Here is a 16,577-nt window from a genome sequence, read left to right as displayed (position 1 = left end):
GGTTCACGCGCCGGGTCGGGTCGCGATCAGACGGTCGACGACGGCGAGCAGGGTCTCCATGTCGACGCTGCCGCGCTTCGGTCGGACCTCGCTCGCGGCCCCGAGTGAGGCCTGGTGGTACAGCCCGTCGCCGAGGAGCTTGACGGCCTGCGCGGTCGGCTCGTCACCCAGGGCGTCGACGAGTGTCGTGAGCCAGGCGTTCTCGGTGTCGTCGAGGGTGCGACCCGCCTCTTCGTAGCCGGCCTGCTGCAGGCGGCTCGCGGCGAGCAGGGCGAGGTCGAGCTCGCTGCCGACGAACAGGCAGTTGCGGACGAAGTAGCGCGCGGCGCCGTCCTCGGCGTCCTGCATGCGCTCGACGTCGATCGCGGACAGGTCCGACAGCCGTTCGCAGAGCCCCTCGACCAGGGCGGCCTTCGAGCCGAAGTGGTAGAGCAGCCCACCCTTCGAGACACCGGCGCGCGCGGCGACGGCGTCGAGGGTGGCGGGGCGCTCGCCCTCTTCGCACACGATGGCGACGAAGCTGTCGAGGACACGGTCGCGGGCACTGGCCATGCCGAGAGTCTAGGAGCAGTTCCCGGGGGCGCGGACGCCAGCACGGCCGCAGTCGCCGTGAACGCTCACGAAGTGCCGTGTGCCCGTTGCTGATCGCGCCCGCAGGGGCTAGGGTCGGAGCGACCGTGAAGGTTCACGAGACGACAAGGATCCGCATGTCAGCGCAGACGGCGAACACCGCCACCACTCCGACCCCGACCACCACGGACCGCCCCGGGTGGGCCGTCCTCGGCCCCGGCGGCATCGCCCGACGCTTCCTCTCGCAGCTGCCCGCCAGCGGGGGCGTCCTGGTGGCGGCCGGCAGTTCCTCGACCGAACGCGCACAGGTCTTCGCCGACGAGGCTGCCGGGTACGGGTTCGCCGACGTGACCGCCGGCACCTACGACGAGGTCCTCGCCGACCCGCGCGTCGACGCCGTCTACGTGTCGACCGTGCACACCGGGCACGCCCGGCTCGTGCTCGCCGCACTCCAGGCCGGCAAGGCCGTGCTGTGCGAGAAGCCCCTCGCCGTGAACCACGGCACCGCGATGGCGCTGACCGATGCCGCTCGCCAGGCCGGCCTGCCGCTCGTCGAGGCGTTCATGTACCGCTTCCACCCGCAGACCGCGGCGCTGGTCGACCTGGTCCGCGACGGCGTGATCGGCGACGTGACCCACATCGACGCCTCGTTCGCGTTCCGGACGGGGGAGCGCACGGGGCGGCTGTTCGACGTCGACACCGCCGGCGGCGGGATCCTCGACGTCGGCGGCTACCCGGTGACGATGGCCGCGGCGATCGTGCAGGCCGCCACCGGGGTCGCGGTCGCCGAGCCCGTGGACCTCACCGCCACCGGCACGCTCGGACCGACCGGCGTCGACGAGTGGACGGTGGCGCAGCTCACCTACAAGGGCGGGGTCACGGCCTCGGTCCGCACCGGCGTCTCCGTGCAGGACGACAACGCGGTGTCGGTGTACGGCACGCGCGGCCGCATCGTCCTCACCGACCCCTGGACGCTCGGCGACGACCCCACGATCGAGATCCGCACGGTCGACGAACCCCCTCGTTCGCTTTCTTTCGCGGGAGAGCACCCCTACGCCCGAGAGGCCGACGCCACCACCGACGCCCTGCGTGCCGGTGCGGTCGAGGCAGCGCAGATGACCATCGACGAGACCCTCGCCACCGCGCGCACGCTCGACCGGTGGCGCGCGGCGATCGGCCTGCGCTACCCGTTCGAGGCCGAGTCCGCCGACATCCCGACGGTGTCCGGCCGACCGCTCGCCGTGCAGGACGGCAACCCGATGCGGTACGGCGAGGTGCCGGGGGTCGGCAAGCGGATGTCCCGCCTGGTGATGGGCGTCGACAACCAGCCCGACCTGGCCCACGCCAGCGCGATCTTCGACCTGTTCGTCGAGCAGGGCGGCAACGTCTTCGACACCGGGTACATCTACGGCGGCGGGGTGCTCGAGGGTCGGCTCGGGAAGTGGATCCAGAACCGGGGGATCCGCGAGGACGTGGTCGTCATCACGAAGGGGGCCCACACCCCGCACTGCGACCCGGAGTCGATCACCCGGCAGCTGCTCGAGAGCCTGGACCGACAGGGCACCGACTACGCGGACATCTACATGATGCACCGGGACAACCCGGACATCCCGGTGGGGGAGTTCGTCGACGTGCTCGACGAGCACCGTCGTGCCGGCCGCATCCGCGTCTACGGCGGCTCGAACTGGACCCCCGCACGCTTCGACGAGGCGAACGCCTACGCCCGGGCCAACGGGAAGCACGGGTTCGAGGTCCTGAGCAACCACTTCGGTCTCGCCGAGGCGTACGACGTGCCGTGGGACGGCTGCGAGCACGCGACCGACGCCGCGTCGAAGGCCTGGCTCGAGGAGCGCCAGGTCCCGCTGCTGCCGTGGTCGTCGCAGGCCCGCGGCTTCTTCACCGGCCGCGCGACGCCCGAGGACACCAGTGACGCCGAGCTCGTCCGCTGCTACTACTCGGACGACAACTTCGAGCGGCTCCGGCGTGCACGCGAACTCGGGGAGCAGTTCGGCGTCCCGGCGACGGCGATCGCCCTGGCGTACGTGCTCCACCAGCCGTTCCCGACGTTCCCGCTCTTCGGACCCCGTACGATCGCGGAGGCCCGGTCGTCCATGACCGGGCTCTCCGTCGACCTCACCCCGGAACAGGTGGCATGGCTGGACCTCCGCGCCTGACCCCGGGCGGCCGCGCGACGATCATCGACGTCGCCGCGGCCGCCGGGGTGTCCCGGCAGACCGTCACCCGCGCGATGAACGGCATGTCCGGCATCAGCGCGGCGACCAAGGACCGCGTGCTCCAGGCCGCGGCGGCGCTCGACTACCGGCCGTCGCGGTTCGGCCGCGGGCTCGTCACCGGCGGCGACCACCAGCTCGGACTCGTCGTCAACGACCTGCGGAACCCCTACGCCCCCGCGCTCGCGTCGGCGGTGCTCGGCCTGGCCGCCGCTCGCGGGTGGAACGTCATGCTCGCGGACGTCGGGCTCGCGAGCGACTCGGACCGGATGGTGGAGTCCCTCGGCGCGCAGACCGACGTCGTGATCGGCTACCTCGGGTCCCGGGCGCCGGAGTGGATCGAACGGCTCGGCTCGGTCCCCGTCGTCGAGCTCGACCCCTCGGGCCCGGTGACCCGCGCCGCGGTCCGGATCGACCCGACCGCCGCGATCGAGGACCTCGCCGACCACCTCGTCGACACCGGGGTGAAGCACCCCGTCGTGCTCGACGCCGCCGCCGACGGTGTGCCGAGCCAGCGGGGGGAGCGCATGGTCGCGGCGCTGCGGCACCGCGGGTACCTGCCCGACCTCGTCATCGCGTCCGTGCCCACCGCCGAGGCCGGTGCCGAGCAGACCGAGCGGATCCTCGCCGAGCACCGCCGTGTGGACGCGGTCCTGGCGTTCAACGACGTGCTGGCCCTCGGCGTGCTGTCGGCGTGCCGTCGTGCCGGCGTCGACGTCCCCGGTGACGTCCGCGTGGTCGGTGTCGACGGCCTGCCGCTCGGGACGCTCGTCGCGCCGACACTCACCACGCTGGCCGTCGACCTGGACGAGGTCGCCGGCCAGGCCCTCGACCTCGCGCTCGGCATGCTCGCGGGCGAGCTGCCGCGCTCCGGCGCAGCCGTGGAGCGCACGGTGCGACACCGGTTGCTGCTCCGCGAATCGGCGTAGGTCCGAGAACGCGACCAGAGGACGGCCCGACGGCAGACGGCACGACCGCCACGGGCCTCCCGGCCGTCGTCAGTTGCACTTGCAACCAAAACCGTCCGGACGGTACACTAACGGAGTCCTGACGGGGCGCGTGTCCATCCCGCGTCCCGTCTCGTCTGCCCCACGTACCACCCGCCGTCGACCTGGTCCGGCTCGAAGTCCCAGGAGTCCGCCGTGTCCGCACTGCTCACCAGCCCCGTCGCCACCCGCGTCACCGGGAGCCGCGCCCGACGGTTCCTGGCGCTCGCCGTGCTCATGCTGCCGGTGCTGCTCATCTCGGTGGACAACACCATCCTGAGCTTCGCGCTGCCGTCGATCAGCCGCGCGCTGAACCCGGACGCCACCACGCAGCTCTGGATCGTGGACGCGTACCCGCTCGTGCTCGCCGGACTGCTCGTCGTCATGGGCAGCATCGGCGACCGGATCGGCCGCAGGCGGATCCTGGTGATCGGCGCGACCGGCTTCGCCCTGTTCTCGGTGGCCGCGGCCTTCGCGACCGACGCCTGGATGCTCGTCGCGGCACGGATCGCGATGGGGGTCTTCGGCGCGATGCTCATGCCCGCCACGCTGTCGATCATCCGCAACGTGTTCGTCGACGCGGGGGAGCGGCGGATGGCGCTCGCCGTCTGGTCGACGATGTTCGCCGCCGGCAACGCGCTCGGCCCGCTCGTCGGTGGCGCCCTGCTCGCGCACTTCCACTGGGGCAGCGTGTTCCTGGTCGCGGTGCCGATCCTCGTGCTCATGCTCGTCGGTGTGCCGTTCTGCGTGCCGGAGTCCCGCGACCCGCTGCCCGGGCCGGTCGACCTGCCGAGCATGTTCCTGTCCCTCGGAGCCCTCGCACCGATCGCCTGGGCCATCAAGTCCGTCGTGCACCCGGAGGAGCGCGGCCTCGCGATCGCCATGCTCGCCGTCGGTGTCGTCTGCGGCATCGCGTTCGTCCGCCGGCAGCTGCGGTCCCGCACGCCGATGCTCGACCTGCGGCTGTTCCGCAGCACGGCCTTCACCGGCAGCGTGCTGATGAACCTGGCGGCGATGTTCTCGCTCACCGGGTTCCTGTTCTTCATCGCCCAGCACCTGCAGCTCGTGGCCGGGCTCGATCCGTTCGCGTCCGGCGTCGTGCTGATCCCGGGGTCGGTGCTGACCATCGTCGCCGGGCTCGCGGTCGTGCCGGTCGTCGCCCGGGTCGCACCGCGGTGGGTCGTGTCGGTGGCGCTGCTGTTCTCGGCGGCGGCGTACGCCCTCGTCGCGGTCCTCGGACACCACGCGTCCATCGCGGCCCTGGCGTTCGCGTTCGTGCTGCTCGGCATCGGCATCGGGGCGTCCGAGACGGTGACGAACGACCTCATCATCTCGACGGCCCCGGCGGACAAGGCCGGTGCGGCATCGGCGATGTCCGAGACGGCGTACGAGATCGGCGCCGTGCTCGGCACTGCGGTCCTCGGCACGATCCTGGCGACGACCTACCGGGCGCACGTGGTGGTGCCCGACGGGTTGTCCTCGTCGGCGCACGTCGCGGCACAGGAGACCCTCGGTGGCGCGGTCGCCGCGGCCGGTCAGCTCGGTGGTGGCGCCGGGCAGGCACTGCTCGAGTCGGCACGGGCGGCGTTCGACTCCGGCGTGACGATCACCGCGGGCGTCGCGGCGGTGCTCATGGTCGTGGCGGCAGCGGGTGCGCTCGTCATGCTCAAGCGCCGCTGAGCGGGCGCGGAGTCGTCGCCACGGCGCGCCCGGCCGTGCCCGAACCTGTGAATCGTTGACCTCAACCAGGGTTCAGGTCATACGTTGGGTGACAGCCGCCGAGTGACGGCAGCCCCTCCCGAAGGAACGACCACGATCACCATGCCCGACGAAGCAGCGGCCACCATCGCCGACGCGTACAAGTCCGCGTTCCGCGGGCACCCTGCCGGCGTCGCCGTCATCACGGCCGAAGGCCCGGACGGACCGACCGGCCTCACCGCGTCGAGCGTCGCGAGCGTCGCCGTCGACCCACCCGTCCTCGTCTTCTCGCTCTCCACCAACTCCGGCTCGGCCGGGGTCGTGCTCGGTGCGCCGATCTTCGTCGTGCACCTGGTCGACTCCCTCGGGGTCGCACTGGCCAAGCGCTTCGCCTCGACGGGCAGCCCGGCGGCCGACGACCCGATCTGGGGCACCTTGCCGTCCGGCGACCGCTACCTGCCGAGTGCGGCGAGTGCCCTCCGCTGCCGACCGCTGTCGACGACCCCGATCGGCAGCTCGACCGTCGTCGTCGCCGAGGTGCTCGACATCGTCGTCGGAGCCGACCGTGGCGAGCCGCTGGTCTACCACAACCGGGAATTCCACTCCCTCACCGATCGTTCCCGGCTCTCGTGAGCCGCGGAGCCGCGTCCACAACCCACTGATCGAAAGGACCTCACATGGCTGAGTACACCCTGCCGGAACTGCCGTACGACTACGCCGCGCTCGAGCCGCACATCAGCGGCAAGATCATGCAGCTGCACCACGACAAGCACCACCAGGCCTACGTCACCGGTGCCAACACCGCGCTGCAGCAGCTCGGTGAGGCCCGTGAGTCGGGCAACTTCGGTGCGATCAACAAGCTCGAGAAGGACCTCGCGTTCCACCTCGGTGGTCACGTGAACCACTCGATCTTCTGGACCAACCTCGGTCCGGACACGAAGGTCCCCGAGGGCGAGCTCGCCGCGGCGATCGACGAGTTCTTCGGTTCGTTCGAGCAGTTCCAGGCGCAGTTCGCCGCCGTCGCGAACGGCATCCAGGGCTCCGGCTGGTCCGTGCTGGCCTGGGACACCGTGGGCCAGAAGCTCACCACGTTCCAGCTCTTCGACCAGCAGGGCAACATCCCGTTCGGTCTCGTCCCGATCTTCATGCTCGACATGTGGGAGCACGCCTTCTACCTCGACTACCTCAACGTCAAGGCGGACTACGTCAAGGCCGTCTGGAACATCGTCGACTGGGAGAACGTCGCCGCTCGTTTCGAGAACGCGAAGTCGCAGCGGTTCGTCACGCTCTGATCCGCGTCGGCGGGTCACCACGGTGACGACCTGACGAACGGGAGGCACGGTGCCAGCTGGCACCGTGCCTCCCGTTCGTGGTCCCGGGGCGCTCCGGGCCGGGCGCGACTGCCGGGGACGCGATCGGTTGGTCGTGGGGACGCCGCCACGCGGGCTCAGCGCACGGCGTCGCGGCCGGGCGCACCGGCGGCGAGGTCGTGGGCGATGCGACGCAGTGCGGCGTCGACGTCGGTCTGTGCACGGTCGACCAGCGCGCTCCACTGGGCTCCGCGTGCGGCCATCACCGTGCGTTGGGCAGCTCGTTCGGCGAGGACGGGGTCGGCACCGTGTTCGCGGCACCACGCCCGGATGGCCGCGACGTGGCAGCGGTGCGCACGGCGCTGTCGGTCGCGCCCGTCGAGGGACTCGACCGATCCGAGTTCGAAGGTGAGTCGTGCGGCCAACGCGCGGTGCGGGTCGTCGAGTCCGCCGAAGGTCGCGACCAGGTGATCGGCGAGGGCATCCACATCGGATGCCGGATCGAGCGCCGTCGCCGGGCGGTTGGCCGCGAGGTGCTCGACGACGGAGTCGATCAGGGCGTCCCGCGAGCCGAAGTGGTACACGACGGGGTAGGCGCTCGTCCCGAGCACACGGCCGAGGCCCCGGACCGTGACGTCCTCGATCTTGGTCTCGACGAAGTGGTCGACCACCTTCTCGAGGATCGCGGGTTTGCGGGTCGGGTCGGGCTTCCTGGGCATGGCATCTCCGTCGTCGTGGCGGTGGTCGCGCGACCGTTCACATACTAGCATCGGTATATCAGTTTCGGGAGCGGACCTGACAGGAGGCATATCCTTGGTGCACCCTCCGTTTCCACCGATAGAAACGGAGAAATACTCGTTTCCAAGTACACTGTTGCGGATGTCCATGCCGTTCGAGCGCGCTCTGCCGCCGTCACGGCCCGAGGGGACCCCCGCTGGACGGGTGGTCGCGGGCCGTCGCCGTGGCGCCGGAAAACGCTTCCTGGTCGTCGGCGACGTCCTGGACGGCGTCCTCGTGCACACCACCGCGCACCGGATCGGGGTGCACGACCCGGCAGCGCAGATCCGCCACCGTCCGACCGGGGCCGGCGGCAACACGGCCACCTGGCTCGGCTGGCTCGGGGCCGAGGTCGACGTCGTCGCCCGGGTCGGGGTCGACGACGTCTACCGGCACGAGCGTGCGCTCGAGGACGCCGGGGTCCGAGCCCACCTGCGCTACGACGCGATGACGTCCACCGGCGTCGTCGTCTCCGTCCGCAACGACCACGGCCGCACCGCGATGTCCGATCCGGCGGCGAGCGGGAAGATCAGCGCGGCCGACGTCCCGCCCTCGTTGGTCGCACGTGCTGACATCGTGCACCTGACGGGTGCCGCCATGCTCGGCGGCGGGGTCGACCGGCTCGCCGCACTCGTCGCGTGTGCCCGGACAGGGCCGGCGCGCGTCGCGGTGGACCCCTCGTCGGTCGCGGTGATCGAGACCGTCGGCGCGGACCGGTTCCTCCAGGCGCTGCGGGGCGTCGACGTGCTCTTCCCCGACCAGCAGGAGGCGCTCGCCCTCGGCGGAGGGGACGACCTCGACGCCGCGGTGCGCCGGCTGACCGAGCACGTCCCGCTGGTCGTCGTCACGGCGGGGGCGGACGGCGCACTGATCGGGCGCCGGGGGCGGAGCGTCCAACGGGTCCCTGCGACGCCCGCGACCGTCGTCGACACCATCGGCGCCGGGGACGCCTTCGTCGCCGGGTTCGTCCGCGCCTGGGCGACCGACCCGGTGCGGGTCGGTGCGGCGGCACGCGAGGGCACCCGGGTCGCCGCTCGGGCACTCGGTTTCGTGGGCGGTCGGCCGCCGGTCTGAGCGACCTGAGCGACCTGGGTGATCTGCGTGATCTGCGTGCTCTGCGCGATCTGACCGGCGGTGCTGCCTGCGGGTCAGCGCTCCGACGGCTCGGCGACCACGTTCAGGGTCTGGACGAGTCCGGCACCCACGGGTGCGAGCCGGATCTCGACGCGCAGCCGCCCGCACGCGCCGGGCATCCACCAGCGCAGGTGCGACGGTGCGGAAGAGGACTCGGCCACCGGTGTCGCAGCGAGGTCGGCGTCGACCTCGGACACGGCCTGGGCGACCGCGCGCCGTCGACGGTCGTAGGGCACGTCCATCGCCACGTTGGGCGTGCAGATCGCGTCCGCCAGGTCGTCGCGCCAGTCGGCCAGGAGGCGCATCACCGCGGCCTGCGCGGCTCGCGTCGCGCGGCTGGTCACCCCCACCCCGGTGCTCGGTCCGGTCGCCGCGGGTGCGTCCGTCGTCAGCGCCGCCTCGAGCACGAGATCGTGCGCCTGCTGCGCGGCAGCGGAGACCTTGGCCTGGGTGGCGTTCTCGAACGCGACGACCCCGAGGCCGTCGCGCACGGACCACCGCATGTGGGCGGAGAAGCCCGGGTAGCCGCCGGAGTGGGACACGAGTTCGCCGAAGCGGTCGTCCTGCTCGACGAACAGCCCGAAGCCGTACGCGGTTGCGCGGGGCGAACCCGGGACGACCGACGGGGGGACGACCCGCATCGCCTGCTGCATGAGCCGGCGGTCGGCGGGGGAGACCGGACCGGGTTCGGGCGCGCCGGAGAAGCCAGAGCCGAGGTGGGTCGCCCAGCGAGCCAGGTCGCGCACGGTCGAGAACAGTCCACCGATCGACGAGAACGCGCCAGGCCCGGTCATCGGCAGGGGTTCCCAGTCGCCCTCGTGCCCGCGGACACCGGTGACCACGAACCCGCTGGACTCGTCGGCGCGGAACACCGTGTCGGCCAGTCCGAGGGGACGCAGCACGATCTCGCTGGCGGCCTGGGTGAAGGGCTGCCCCGTCACGACGGCGACGACCCGGCCGAGCAGTGCGTACCCCAGGTTCGAGTACGCGAAACGGGTGCCGGGCAGCGAGTCGAACAGCAGGCCAGCACGCAGGACCTGGTCGAGCTCGGTGTCCGAGATGGACTCCTGGCGGTCGGCCCAGGGATCGTCGGTGGGGAACCCGGCCGACATCGTCAGCAGCATCCGCACCGTGGGGACGGGAGAGTCCGGGGTCGGCAGGGCGACGGCGTCGAAGGCCGGCACGAAGTCGGTGATCGGGGCGTCGAGGTCGAGCAAGCCCCGGGCGACGAGCGTCAGCAGGGTCGCGGCCGTGACGCTCTTGGTGCACGAGGCGATGCGGTACACGGTGTCCGCGTCCGGCCGCTGACCGTCACCGCGGTCGCCGTGCCCGCCCGAGGCGACGAGCCCGGAACGGTCGAACACACCCCACACACTGCTCGGCGCGATGCCCTGTTCGACACGAGCGCGGAACAGCTCGTCGACCTGGTCGACGACCGCAGCCGCCGCGGGGTGCGCATCGTTCGCGAGCGGCGCATCCTTCACGAGCGGCGCATCCGCTCGTAGGCGTCCAACGCCCGCTGGCGTGACGCCTTCAGGTCGACCATCGGCTCGGGGCGCAGCTCGTCGGCGGGGACCCAGCGGTGGACGTACTCGCGGTGCGGGTCGAACCGCTCGAGCTGCCGATCGGGGTTGAAGACACGGAAGTACGGTGCGGCGTCGAAGCCGGAACCCGCGACCCACTGCCAGTTCGCCGCGTTGTTCGCGGGGTCGGCGTCGACCAGCGTGTCCCAGAACCACTGCTCCCCGACGCGCCAGTCGACGAGCAGGTTCTTCACCAGGAAGCTCCCGGCGGCCAGCCGCACCCGGTTGTGCATCGCACCGCTGTGCCAGAGCTCGCGCATGCCGGCGTCGACCAGGTCGAAGCCGGTCAGGCCCTGTCGCCAGCGCTCGAGCTCGGCTTCCTCGGGGTCACGCCAGGGGAACGCGTCGAAGTTCCGACGGACGTTGACGGTGGCGATGTCGTCGCAGTGGAAGTACTCGTTCCAGTTGAACTCACGCCATGCCAGCTGCCGGAGGAACGCCGAGGCGTTCTGGCGCTGCGCGGGCTCGAGCCGCTCGTGCAGGCGGTGCCACACCTGGTACGGGCTGATCTCGCCCCACCGCAGGAACGGGGAGAGGCTGCTCGTGGCCTCCATCGCGGGCTCGTCCCGCTGGTCGTAGTCCTCGAGCGCGTGCTCGACGAAGTGCTCGAGCTGCTGCCGGGCGCCGTGCTCGCCCGGGGTCCAGGCGTCGCGGAGCCCACCGGCCCAGTCGGGCTCCGTCGGCAGCAGCGCCCAGTCGGACAGTGCGTCACCGGTGACGTCGGCCGCAGCGGGCAGGTCGTCCGGATCCGGCAGGGGGTGCCGTGGCTCGGGCAGTGCCTGGACGGCGTTCCAGAACGGCGTGAACACCTTGTACGGCTCGCCCTGGCCGGTGAGCACCGTCCACGGTTCCCAGAGCAGGTTCGCGGCGAAGCTGTGCGCCTCGATGCCGCGATCGTGCAGTGCGCCCTTGATCCCGGCGTCGATGTCGCGCTCGACTGCGCCGTACCGACGGTTCCAGTACACGGCGTCCGCGCCCGTCTCGGCGACGAGCTGGTCGATAGTCTGCGCCGCGGCACCGCGTCGCAGGACCAGCCGGGAACCCCGCTCGCACAGGTCGGCGTCGAGCGCGGTCAGGGAGTGGTGCAGCCACCAGCGGCTCGCCGCACCGATCGGACGGAGTCCGGGGGACTGCTCGTCGAGGACGACCACCACGGTGACGTCGCCGCCGTGGTCGATCGCCGCACGGAGCGCCGGGTTGTCGGACAGCCGCAGGTCGTCACGGAGCCAGACGATCGCGCCGGTCACACCGTCGCCGAATCCAGCGTGGTGACCGCTCGGGGCGTCGACCGCCGGCCCGGTGCCGTGCCGACTGCCAGCCGGAGCTTGGTGCAGAGTTCGGTGAGGGTGCGGAGCTCGGGGTCGGACAGGCCGGCGCCCACCTGCTGGGCGATGCTCGCCGCGTGCTGCACGGCGACCTGCCGGTAGACGTCGAAGCCGTGCGGGGTCAGCGCCACGATCACGCCGCGGGCATCGGTGGGGTCCGGCTGCTTCTCGACGATGCCGCGGGCGAGCAGTCGGTCGACCAGGCGGCTGACGCTCGGCTGGGTGAGCAGCAGGTGCCCGGTGAGGTCGCGCATCCGGCAGCGTCGACCGGGCTGGGTCGACAGGTTGAAGCACACGTCGTACTCGTTGAACGAGATCTCGTCGCCGGGGAAGTCCGCGTTGAGACTCCGCATCACGGCGACCTGGGCGCGGAACAGCGCTTCCCAGGCGGCCACGGCGGTCGCCTTCTCACTGCGGCGTGTCTCGCTCACGTTCGCGTTCCCTCCGGTCGTCGGACTGACCACACTACCGACGGGCTCCGACAGGAGCCGGGCGACATGCACGAGGGCCGGCCACCTGTCGGCGACCGGCCCTCTCCCTTGCACCAAGAGTTTCCTGCAATCACATTCCGCAGGCGGTGCCACAGCAAACACCGTCTGCACCACCGACTGTATAACGAAGCGGTAACGGGGCGCCAGCCTCTCCGGGCCCGGTTCGCTGCGAGTTCACCAAGAGCAGTCGGAGCGTTTCAGAAGAGGTCGGGTGACGGGGTCGACGCGTACCGCACTGCGACGTCCGCGTGCCGGTCGAAGCGGTAGCCGACGCCGCGCACGGTCCGGACGATCTCCTCGAAGGCGCCGAGCTTGGAGCGGAGGCGACGGACGTGCACGTCGATGGTGCGCTCGTTCGGGGTCTCGTCCTCGCCGTCGGACCACAGGCCCTCGATGATCGCTGAGCGGTCGACGGTCTGGCCCTCGCGGAGGACCAGGAACTGCAGGAGCTCGAACTCCTTGTAGGTCAGGGGCGCGGCTTCACCGTCGAGGGTCACGCGCTTCCGGGAGATGTCGATGACGACGCCCGTCTCCTCGGGTTCGGGCTTCTCGGCCTGCTTGCGGGCGGCCACCGCGGAGCGGTCCTGCAGCGCGAGGCGGACGACGTCGACGTCGCGGCCACCGGAGTGCTCGGCGGCGACGGCGACGGCCGCGTAGGTCTCGGACGACGGGACGAGCTGGGCGGTGAGTGCCTTGAGCTGCTCGACGACCGCGGCCAGGGTCGTGCCGGCGGCCGCGGCCTTGGCTTCGTCGATGCCGACGTACAGGGCGAAGCCGCGAGCCTCGGTGCCCTCCGGCAGGGCGCGGTTCCGCTGCGGCGCGACCACCGGGCTCGTCGGCGCGGTGGCCGGTCCGCTCGCCGCCGGGGAGACGGGTCGCGGGCGGATCGGCGTCACGGTGCCGAGGTCGGTCGGGGTCGGTACCGAGCGGAGCGCGGTGCGGGGCTGGGCGATGGTGAGCGACATGGTGGTTCTCCGGGCGGTGTGGCCGGTGCGCGGGTGGGCGGCGGCCGGTGTCGAATGCGTCATCCCGGGTACGGCGGTACGCCGATGTGCCCTGCGGTCCTGCTGCGGACCGGGGCCGACCCGGGGGAACGGGAGACAGACCTCGTGACGTGGTGCGCGTCGCCGACGGTGTCCGTCACCCGGGGATCACGCTCGCGCGACGGGGGTGGTGTCGCGGGGGATCCGGCTGGAACGGGTGCCGATCAGGCACACATTCGACAACGCATGACCGACATGGTCGGCATCATCGTGCCGACGGTCCCCACTGCCCCTGCGGAGGAGCACGCCTCGGAGAGGACGCGGGTGGACACGGTTGCAGTCATGTGACGAGTATCTGCGGTATACCAACGCGGTGTCAACCGTCCGCACGGACGGTGCGGTGAGCGCGACCGCACGGACGACAGGAGGCGCGGTGCCGACCGGCACCGCGCCTCCTGTCCGTGGGGTGGTCGCTACTCGGCCAGGCCGTAGAGCCGGTCGCCGGCGTCGCCGAGACCCGGGACGATGTAGCCGTTCTCGTCGAGCTTCTCGTCCAGCGCGCCGAGGACGATCGAGACGTTGCGGTCGCCGACGGCCTGCTCGACCATCGCGAGGCCCTCTGGCGCGCCGAGGATGCACACGCACGTGACCTCCTGCGCACCGCGGGCGAAGAGGAAGTCGATCGCAGCAGCCAGGGTGCCACCGGTGGCGAGCATCGGGTCGAGCACGAAGCACTGGCGCCCGGTCAGGTCGTCGGGCAGGCGCTCGGCGTAGGTCTGCGGCTCGAGGGTCTCCTCGTTGCGGGCCATGCCGAGGAAGCCGACCTCGGCCGTCGGGACGAGCTTGACCATGCCCTCGAGCATGCCGAGCCCGGCACGGAGGATCGGGACGACGAGCGGGCGCGGCTTGGCGATCGCGACGCCCATGGTGTGCGCGACCGGTGTGTCGATCGGCGTCGCCGTGACCCGGACGCCCCGCGTGGCCTCGTACGCGAGGAGCGTGACGAGCTCCTCGGTCAGGGCGCGGAACGTGGGAGAGGGCGTCGTACGGTCGCGGAGCACCGAGAGCTTGTGGGTGATGAGCGGGTGGTCGGCGACGTGGACTCGCATAGGGTCGAGCCTAGCGTGCCGTCGACCGTCAGGAGGTCCCGTGGAGGAGCCCGCAGCCCGCCCGTTCGTCCAAGCGATGGAGCGCGCGCTCGACGAGGCTCGACGGTGCCTGGAGACCGACGACGTGCCGGTCGGCGCCGTGGTGCTCGACCGCGACGGGGCCGTGGTCGCCACCGGCCGGAACGAGCGCGAGGCGCGGCAGGACCCGACCGCCCATGCCGAGGTCCTCGCACTGCGTGCCGCCGCGGCGGTGACGGGGGACTGGCACCTCGAGCAGCACACGCTCGTGGTGACGCTCGAACCGTGCCCGATGTGCGCCGGCGCGGTCATGGCCGCGCGGGTGCCCCGGGTCGTGTTCGGCGCGTGGGACCCGAAGGCCGGTGCCAGCGGCAGCGTCTACGACATCGCCAGGGACCGCCGGCTGCCGCACCGCTCCGAGGTCATCGGCGGGGTGCTCGAGGCGGCGTGCGCCGAGTTGCTCGACGCCTTCTTCAGTCCGCGGCGAGGATGACGATCGCCTCGGTCGGCGGCTGCGGACCGGTGCGCAGGACGTCCGGCTCGACGTAGATCACCCGGGCGATCGGCACGGCGCTCCGGACCCGCTGCTCGACGGTGTCGATCCCCGCGGCGACGTCACCGAGCCGGCGGTCCCCGTCGACGGCGACCTTCACGCCGACCATGAGCTCGTCCGGCCCGAGGTACAGGGTCTTCAGGTGGATGATCGCGTCGACCTCGGGGCCGTCGAGCACCGCCTGCTTGATGCGCTCGACGTCGGCGGCGGTGGCGCCCTCGCCGACGAGCAGGCTCTTCGTCTCGATGCCGAGCACCACTGCGACGGCGATGAGCAGCGCCGCGATGAGCATGGTGCCGATCGCGTCGAACACCCCGTTGCCGGTGATCGCGGTCAGGCCGACGCCGAACAGGGCGAACACCAGGCCGAACAGGGCAGCGGTGTCCTCGAGCATCACGACGGGCAGCTCCGGGGCCTTCGCGCGGCGGACGAACTGCACCCAGCTCTGCGAGCCCTTCTGCGGCCGGGCTTCCTTCAGGGCCGTGCGGAGCGAGAAGCCCTCGAGCCCGATGGCGATGACGAGCACGACGAGGGGCAGCCACCAGTTCTCGAGCGGGTGCGGGTGGGCGAGCTTCTCGATGCCCTCGTAGAGCGAGAACACACCGCCGACCGAGAACAGGATGATCGAGACGACGAACGCGTACACGTAGCGTTCACGGCCGTAGCCGAAGGGGTGCTCTTGATCCGCGGCGCGTCGGGCCTTGCGGCCACCGAGCAGCAGCAGGAGCTGGTTCGCCGAGTCGGCCAGGGAGTGCACACCCTCGGCCAGCATCGACGCGGAGCCGCTGATCGCCGCCGCGATGAACTTCACGATCGCGATGCCGATGTTGGCACCGAGTGCGGCGAAGATCGCCTTCGTGCCTCCGGAAGCGCTCACAGCTGTCCCCTTCTCGTGGTCTGCGACACGATCCTAGGCGGGTGGCGTCGGTAGGGTCGGGAGCATGACGATCGACCTGCCCCGCACCGCCCTGCTCGGGGTCGGTTCCATGTCCGGCGCGGTCCTCGACGGCCTGCTCGCCGCGGGACTCGACCCGGCCACCGTGACCCTGACCACCAAGTCCGAGGCATCCGCAGCGGCCCACCGTGAGCGCGGTCTCGACGCCACGGCGAGCGACACCGACCCGGACGCCAACCGGGCGGCGGTCCGCGGAGCCGCCCTCGTCGTGGTCGGCGTGAAGCCGTACATGATCGCGGACCTGCTCGACGAGGTCGCCGGTGTCCTGGAGCCCGGCGCCGTCCTGGTCAGCGTCGCCGTCGGTACCACCACCGCGAGCATGGAGGCACGGGTGCCCGCCGGTGTCCGGGTCGTCCGTGCCCTGCCGAACACCCCGATCGGCGTCGGCCACGGCGTCACCGGCATCAGCGCGGGTACCTCGGCCGATGCCGAGGCCGTCGCGCTGGCGTCGTCGGTGTTCACCGCCTCGGGCGAGGTCATCGAGGTGCCCGAGTCGCAGCTCGACGCACTGTCCGCGGTGTCCGGCTCCGGACCCGCCTACGTCTTCCTGCTGGTCGAACAGTGGCAGCGTGCCGCCGAGGAGCTCGGGTTCAGCCACGAACAGGCGGCGATGATGGTGCAGGGCACGGTCCGGGGCGCCGTCGAGTTGCTCGGGCGCTCCGGCCGCGAGCCCGCCGACCTGCGCCGTGCGGTCACCAGCCCGAAGGGCACGACGGAGCGTGCCGTCGCGGTGCTGCAGGACGCCGACCTGGCGGACACGCTGCTGCGCGCGTCGCGCGCCGCGATCGCACGTGCCGAGGAGATCGCCGCGTCGTAGACGCAACCGCAGTGCGGACGGGAGGCCCGTGGCGACG

Annotated in this window: 16 protein-coding genes; 8 read left to right on the top strand and 8 right to left on the bottom strand. The window is 71.8% G+C overall.

Features of this window, described 5'->3' with window-relative positions; genetic code table 11:
* Positions 1–3: 3 nt before the first annotated feature.
* The gene (locus ACL00U_RS12190; RefSeq protein WP_017888560.1) at positions 4–552 is read right to left on the bottom strand and encodes a TetR/AcrR family transcriptional regulator; all 549 of its coding nucleotides are present in this window, start codon (positions 550–552) and stop codon (positions 4–6) included.
* A gap of 155 nt (positions 553–707) precedes the next feature.
* On the opposite strand from ACL00U_RS12190, the gene ACL00U_RS12185 reads away from it, so the two are divergent.
* The 5 genes from ACL00U_RS12185 to ACL00U_RS12165 all read left to right on the top strand — a co-directional run bounded on the left by ACL00U_RS12185 (position 708) and on the right by ACL00U_RS12165 (position 6,777).
* The gene (locus ACL00U_RS12185) at positions 708–2,744 is read left to right on the top strand and encodes an aldo/keto reductase (protein WP_017888561.1); all 2,037 of its coding nucleotides are present in this window, start codon (positions 708–710) and stop codon (positions 2,742–2,744) included.
* Positions 2,723–3,730: a LacI family DNA-binding transcriptional regulator gene (locus tag ACL00U_RS12180; protein ID WP_042538087.1), complete on the top strand. Its 1,008-nt coding sequence runs from the start codon at positions 2,723–2,725 to the stop codon at positions 3,728–3,730. Before ACL00U_RS12185 ends, ACL00U_RS12180 begins: the two co-directional genes overlap by 22 nt.
* A 213-nt stretch (positions 3,731–3,943) precedes the next feature.
* Positions 3,944–5,467, top strand: coding sequence for an MFS transporter (locus ACL00U_RS12175; RefSeq protein WP_017888563.1), 1,524 nt, complete (start codon positions 3,944–3,946; stop codon positions 5,465–5,467).
* A gap of 141 nt (positions 5,468–5,608) precedes the next feature.
* Positions 5,609–6,118, top strand: coding sequence for a flavin reductase family protein (locus tag ACL00U_RS12170; protein WP_412873441.1), 510 nt, complete (start codon positions 5,609–5,611; stop codon positions 6,116–6,118).
* Positions 6,119–6,162: 44 nt separating this feature from the next.
* Entirely contained in the window at positions 6,163–6,777 is a 615-nt protein-coding gene (locus ACL00U_RS12165) for a superoxide dismutase (RefSeq protein WP_017888565.1), read from the top strand.
* A gap of 155 nt (positions 6,778–6,932) precedes the next feature.
* On the opposite strand, the gene ACL00U_RS12160 is transcribed toward ACL00U_RS12165, so the two are convergent.
* Positions 6,933–7,514 (bottom strand): TetR/AcrR family transcriptional regulator, encoded by a 582-nt coding sequence (locus tag ACL00U_RS12160; RefSeq protein WP_017888566.1) that lies wholly within the window; start codon positions 7,512–7,514, stop codon positions 6,933–6,935.
* A gap of 160 nt (positions 7,515–7,674) precedes the next feature.
* On the opposite strand from ACL00U_RS12160, the gene ACL00U_RS12155 reads away from it, so the two are divergent.
* Entirely contained in the window at positions 7,675–8,646 is a 972-nt protein-coding gene (locus tag ACL00U_RS12155; RefSeq protein ID WP_159556777.1) for a carbohydrate kinase family protein, read from the top strand.
* Between the two features lie 74 nt (positions 8,647–8,720).
* Here the strand turns inward: ACL00U_RS12155 and ACL00U_RS12150 are convergent, their stop codons facing one another.
* From ACL00U_RS12150 to upp, 5 genes are all read right to left on the bottom strand, one after another.
* A complete protein-coding gene (locus ACL00U_RS12150; RefSeq protein ID WP_412873440.1) occupies positions 8,721–10,190 on the bottom strand; it encodes a serine hydrolase domain-containing protein in 1,470 nt (489 codons plus the stop codon).
* Positions 10,187–11,536, bottom strand: a complete 1,350-nt coding sequence (locus tag ACL00U_RS12145; RefSeq protein ID WP_017888569.1) for a cryptochrome/photolyase family protein — start codon at positions 11,534–11,536, stop codon at positions 10,187–10,189. The genes ACL00U_RS12150 and ACL00U_RS12145 overlap by 4 nt, the downstream gene beginning before the upstream one ends.
* Positions 11,533–12,045, bottom strand: a complete 513-nt coding sequence (locus tag ACL00U_RS12140; protein WP_235045702.1) for a MarR family winged helix-turn-helix transcriptional regulator — start codon at positions 12,043–12,045, stop codon at positions 11,533–11,535. The genes ACL00U_RS12145 and ACL00U_RS12140 overlap by 4 nt, the downstream gene beginning before the upstream one ends.
* 257 nt (positions 12,046–12,302) lie before the next feature.
* Entirely contained in the window at positions 12,303–13,070 is a 768-nt protein-coding gene (locus ACL00U_RS12135; RefSeq protein ID WP_017888571.1) for a winged helix-turn-helix domain-containing protein, read from the bottom strand.
* A 491-nt stretch (positions 13,071–13,561) separates the two neighbouring features.
* On the bottom strand, positions 13,562–14,197 hold the full coding sequence (gene upp, locus ACL00U_RS12130; RefSeq protein WP_017888572.1) for a uracil phosphoribosyltransferase: 636 nt from the start codon (positions 14,195–14,197) through the stop codon (positions 13,562–13,564).
* A 76-nt stretch (positions 14,198–14,273) separates the two neighbouring features.
* Here upp and ACL00U_RS12125 point away from each other — a divergent pair, with 76 nt between their 5' ends.
* Entirely contained in the window at positions 14,274–14,708 is a 435-nt protein-coding gene (locus ACL00U_RS12125; RefSeq protein ID WP_042538238.1) for a nucleoside deaminase, read from the top strand.
* Here the strand turns inward: ACL00U_RS12125 and ACL00U_RS12120 are convergent.
* Positions 14,689–15,645, bottom strand: coding sequence for a cation diffusion facilitator family transporter (locus tag ACL00U_RS12120; protein WP_017888574.1), 957 nt, complete (start codon positions 15,643–15,645; stop codon positions 14,689–14,691). The genes ACL00U_RS12125 and ACL00U_RS12120 overlap by 20 nt on opposite strands.
* A gap of 64 nt (positions 15,646–15,709) precedes the next feature.
* Between ACL00U_RS12120 and proC the strand changes: the two genes are divergently transcribed.
* The gene (proC, locus tag ACL00U_RS12115; protein WP_412873439.1) at positions 15,710–16,540 is read left to right on the top strand and encodes a pyrroline-5-carboxylate reductase; all 831 of its coding nucleotides are present in this window, start codon (positions 15,710–15,712) and stop codon (positions 16,538–16,540) included.
* Positions 16,541–16,577: the final 37 nt, after the last annotated feature.

The organism is Curtobacterium poinsettiae, assembly GCF_047226435.1.
Classification (GTDB): domain Bacteria; phylum Actinomycetota; class Actinomycetes; order Actinomycetales; family Microbacteriaceae; genus Curtobacterium; species Curtobacterium poinsettiae.
Note: the sequence above shows the minus strand (reverse complement) of the source record. Positions and strands in the feature narration are given on the sequence as shown.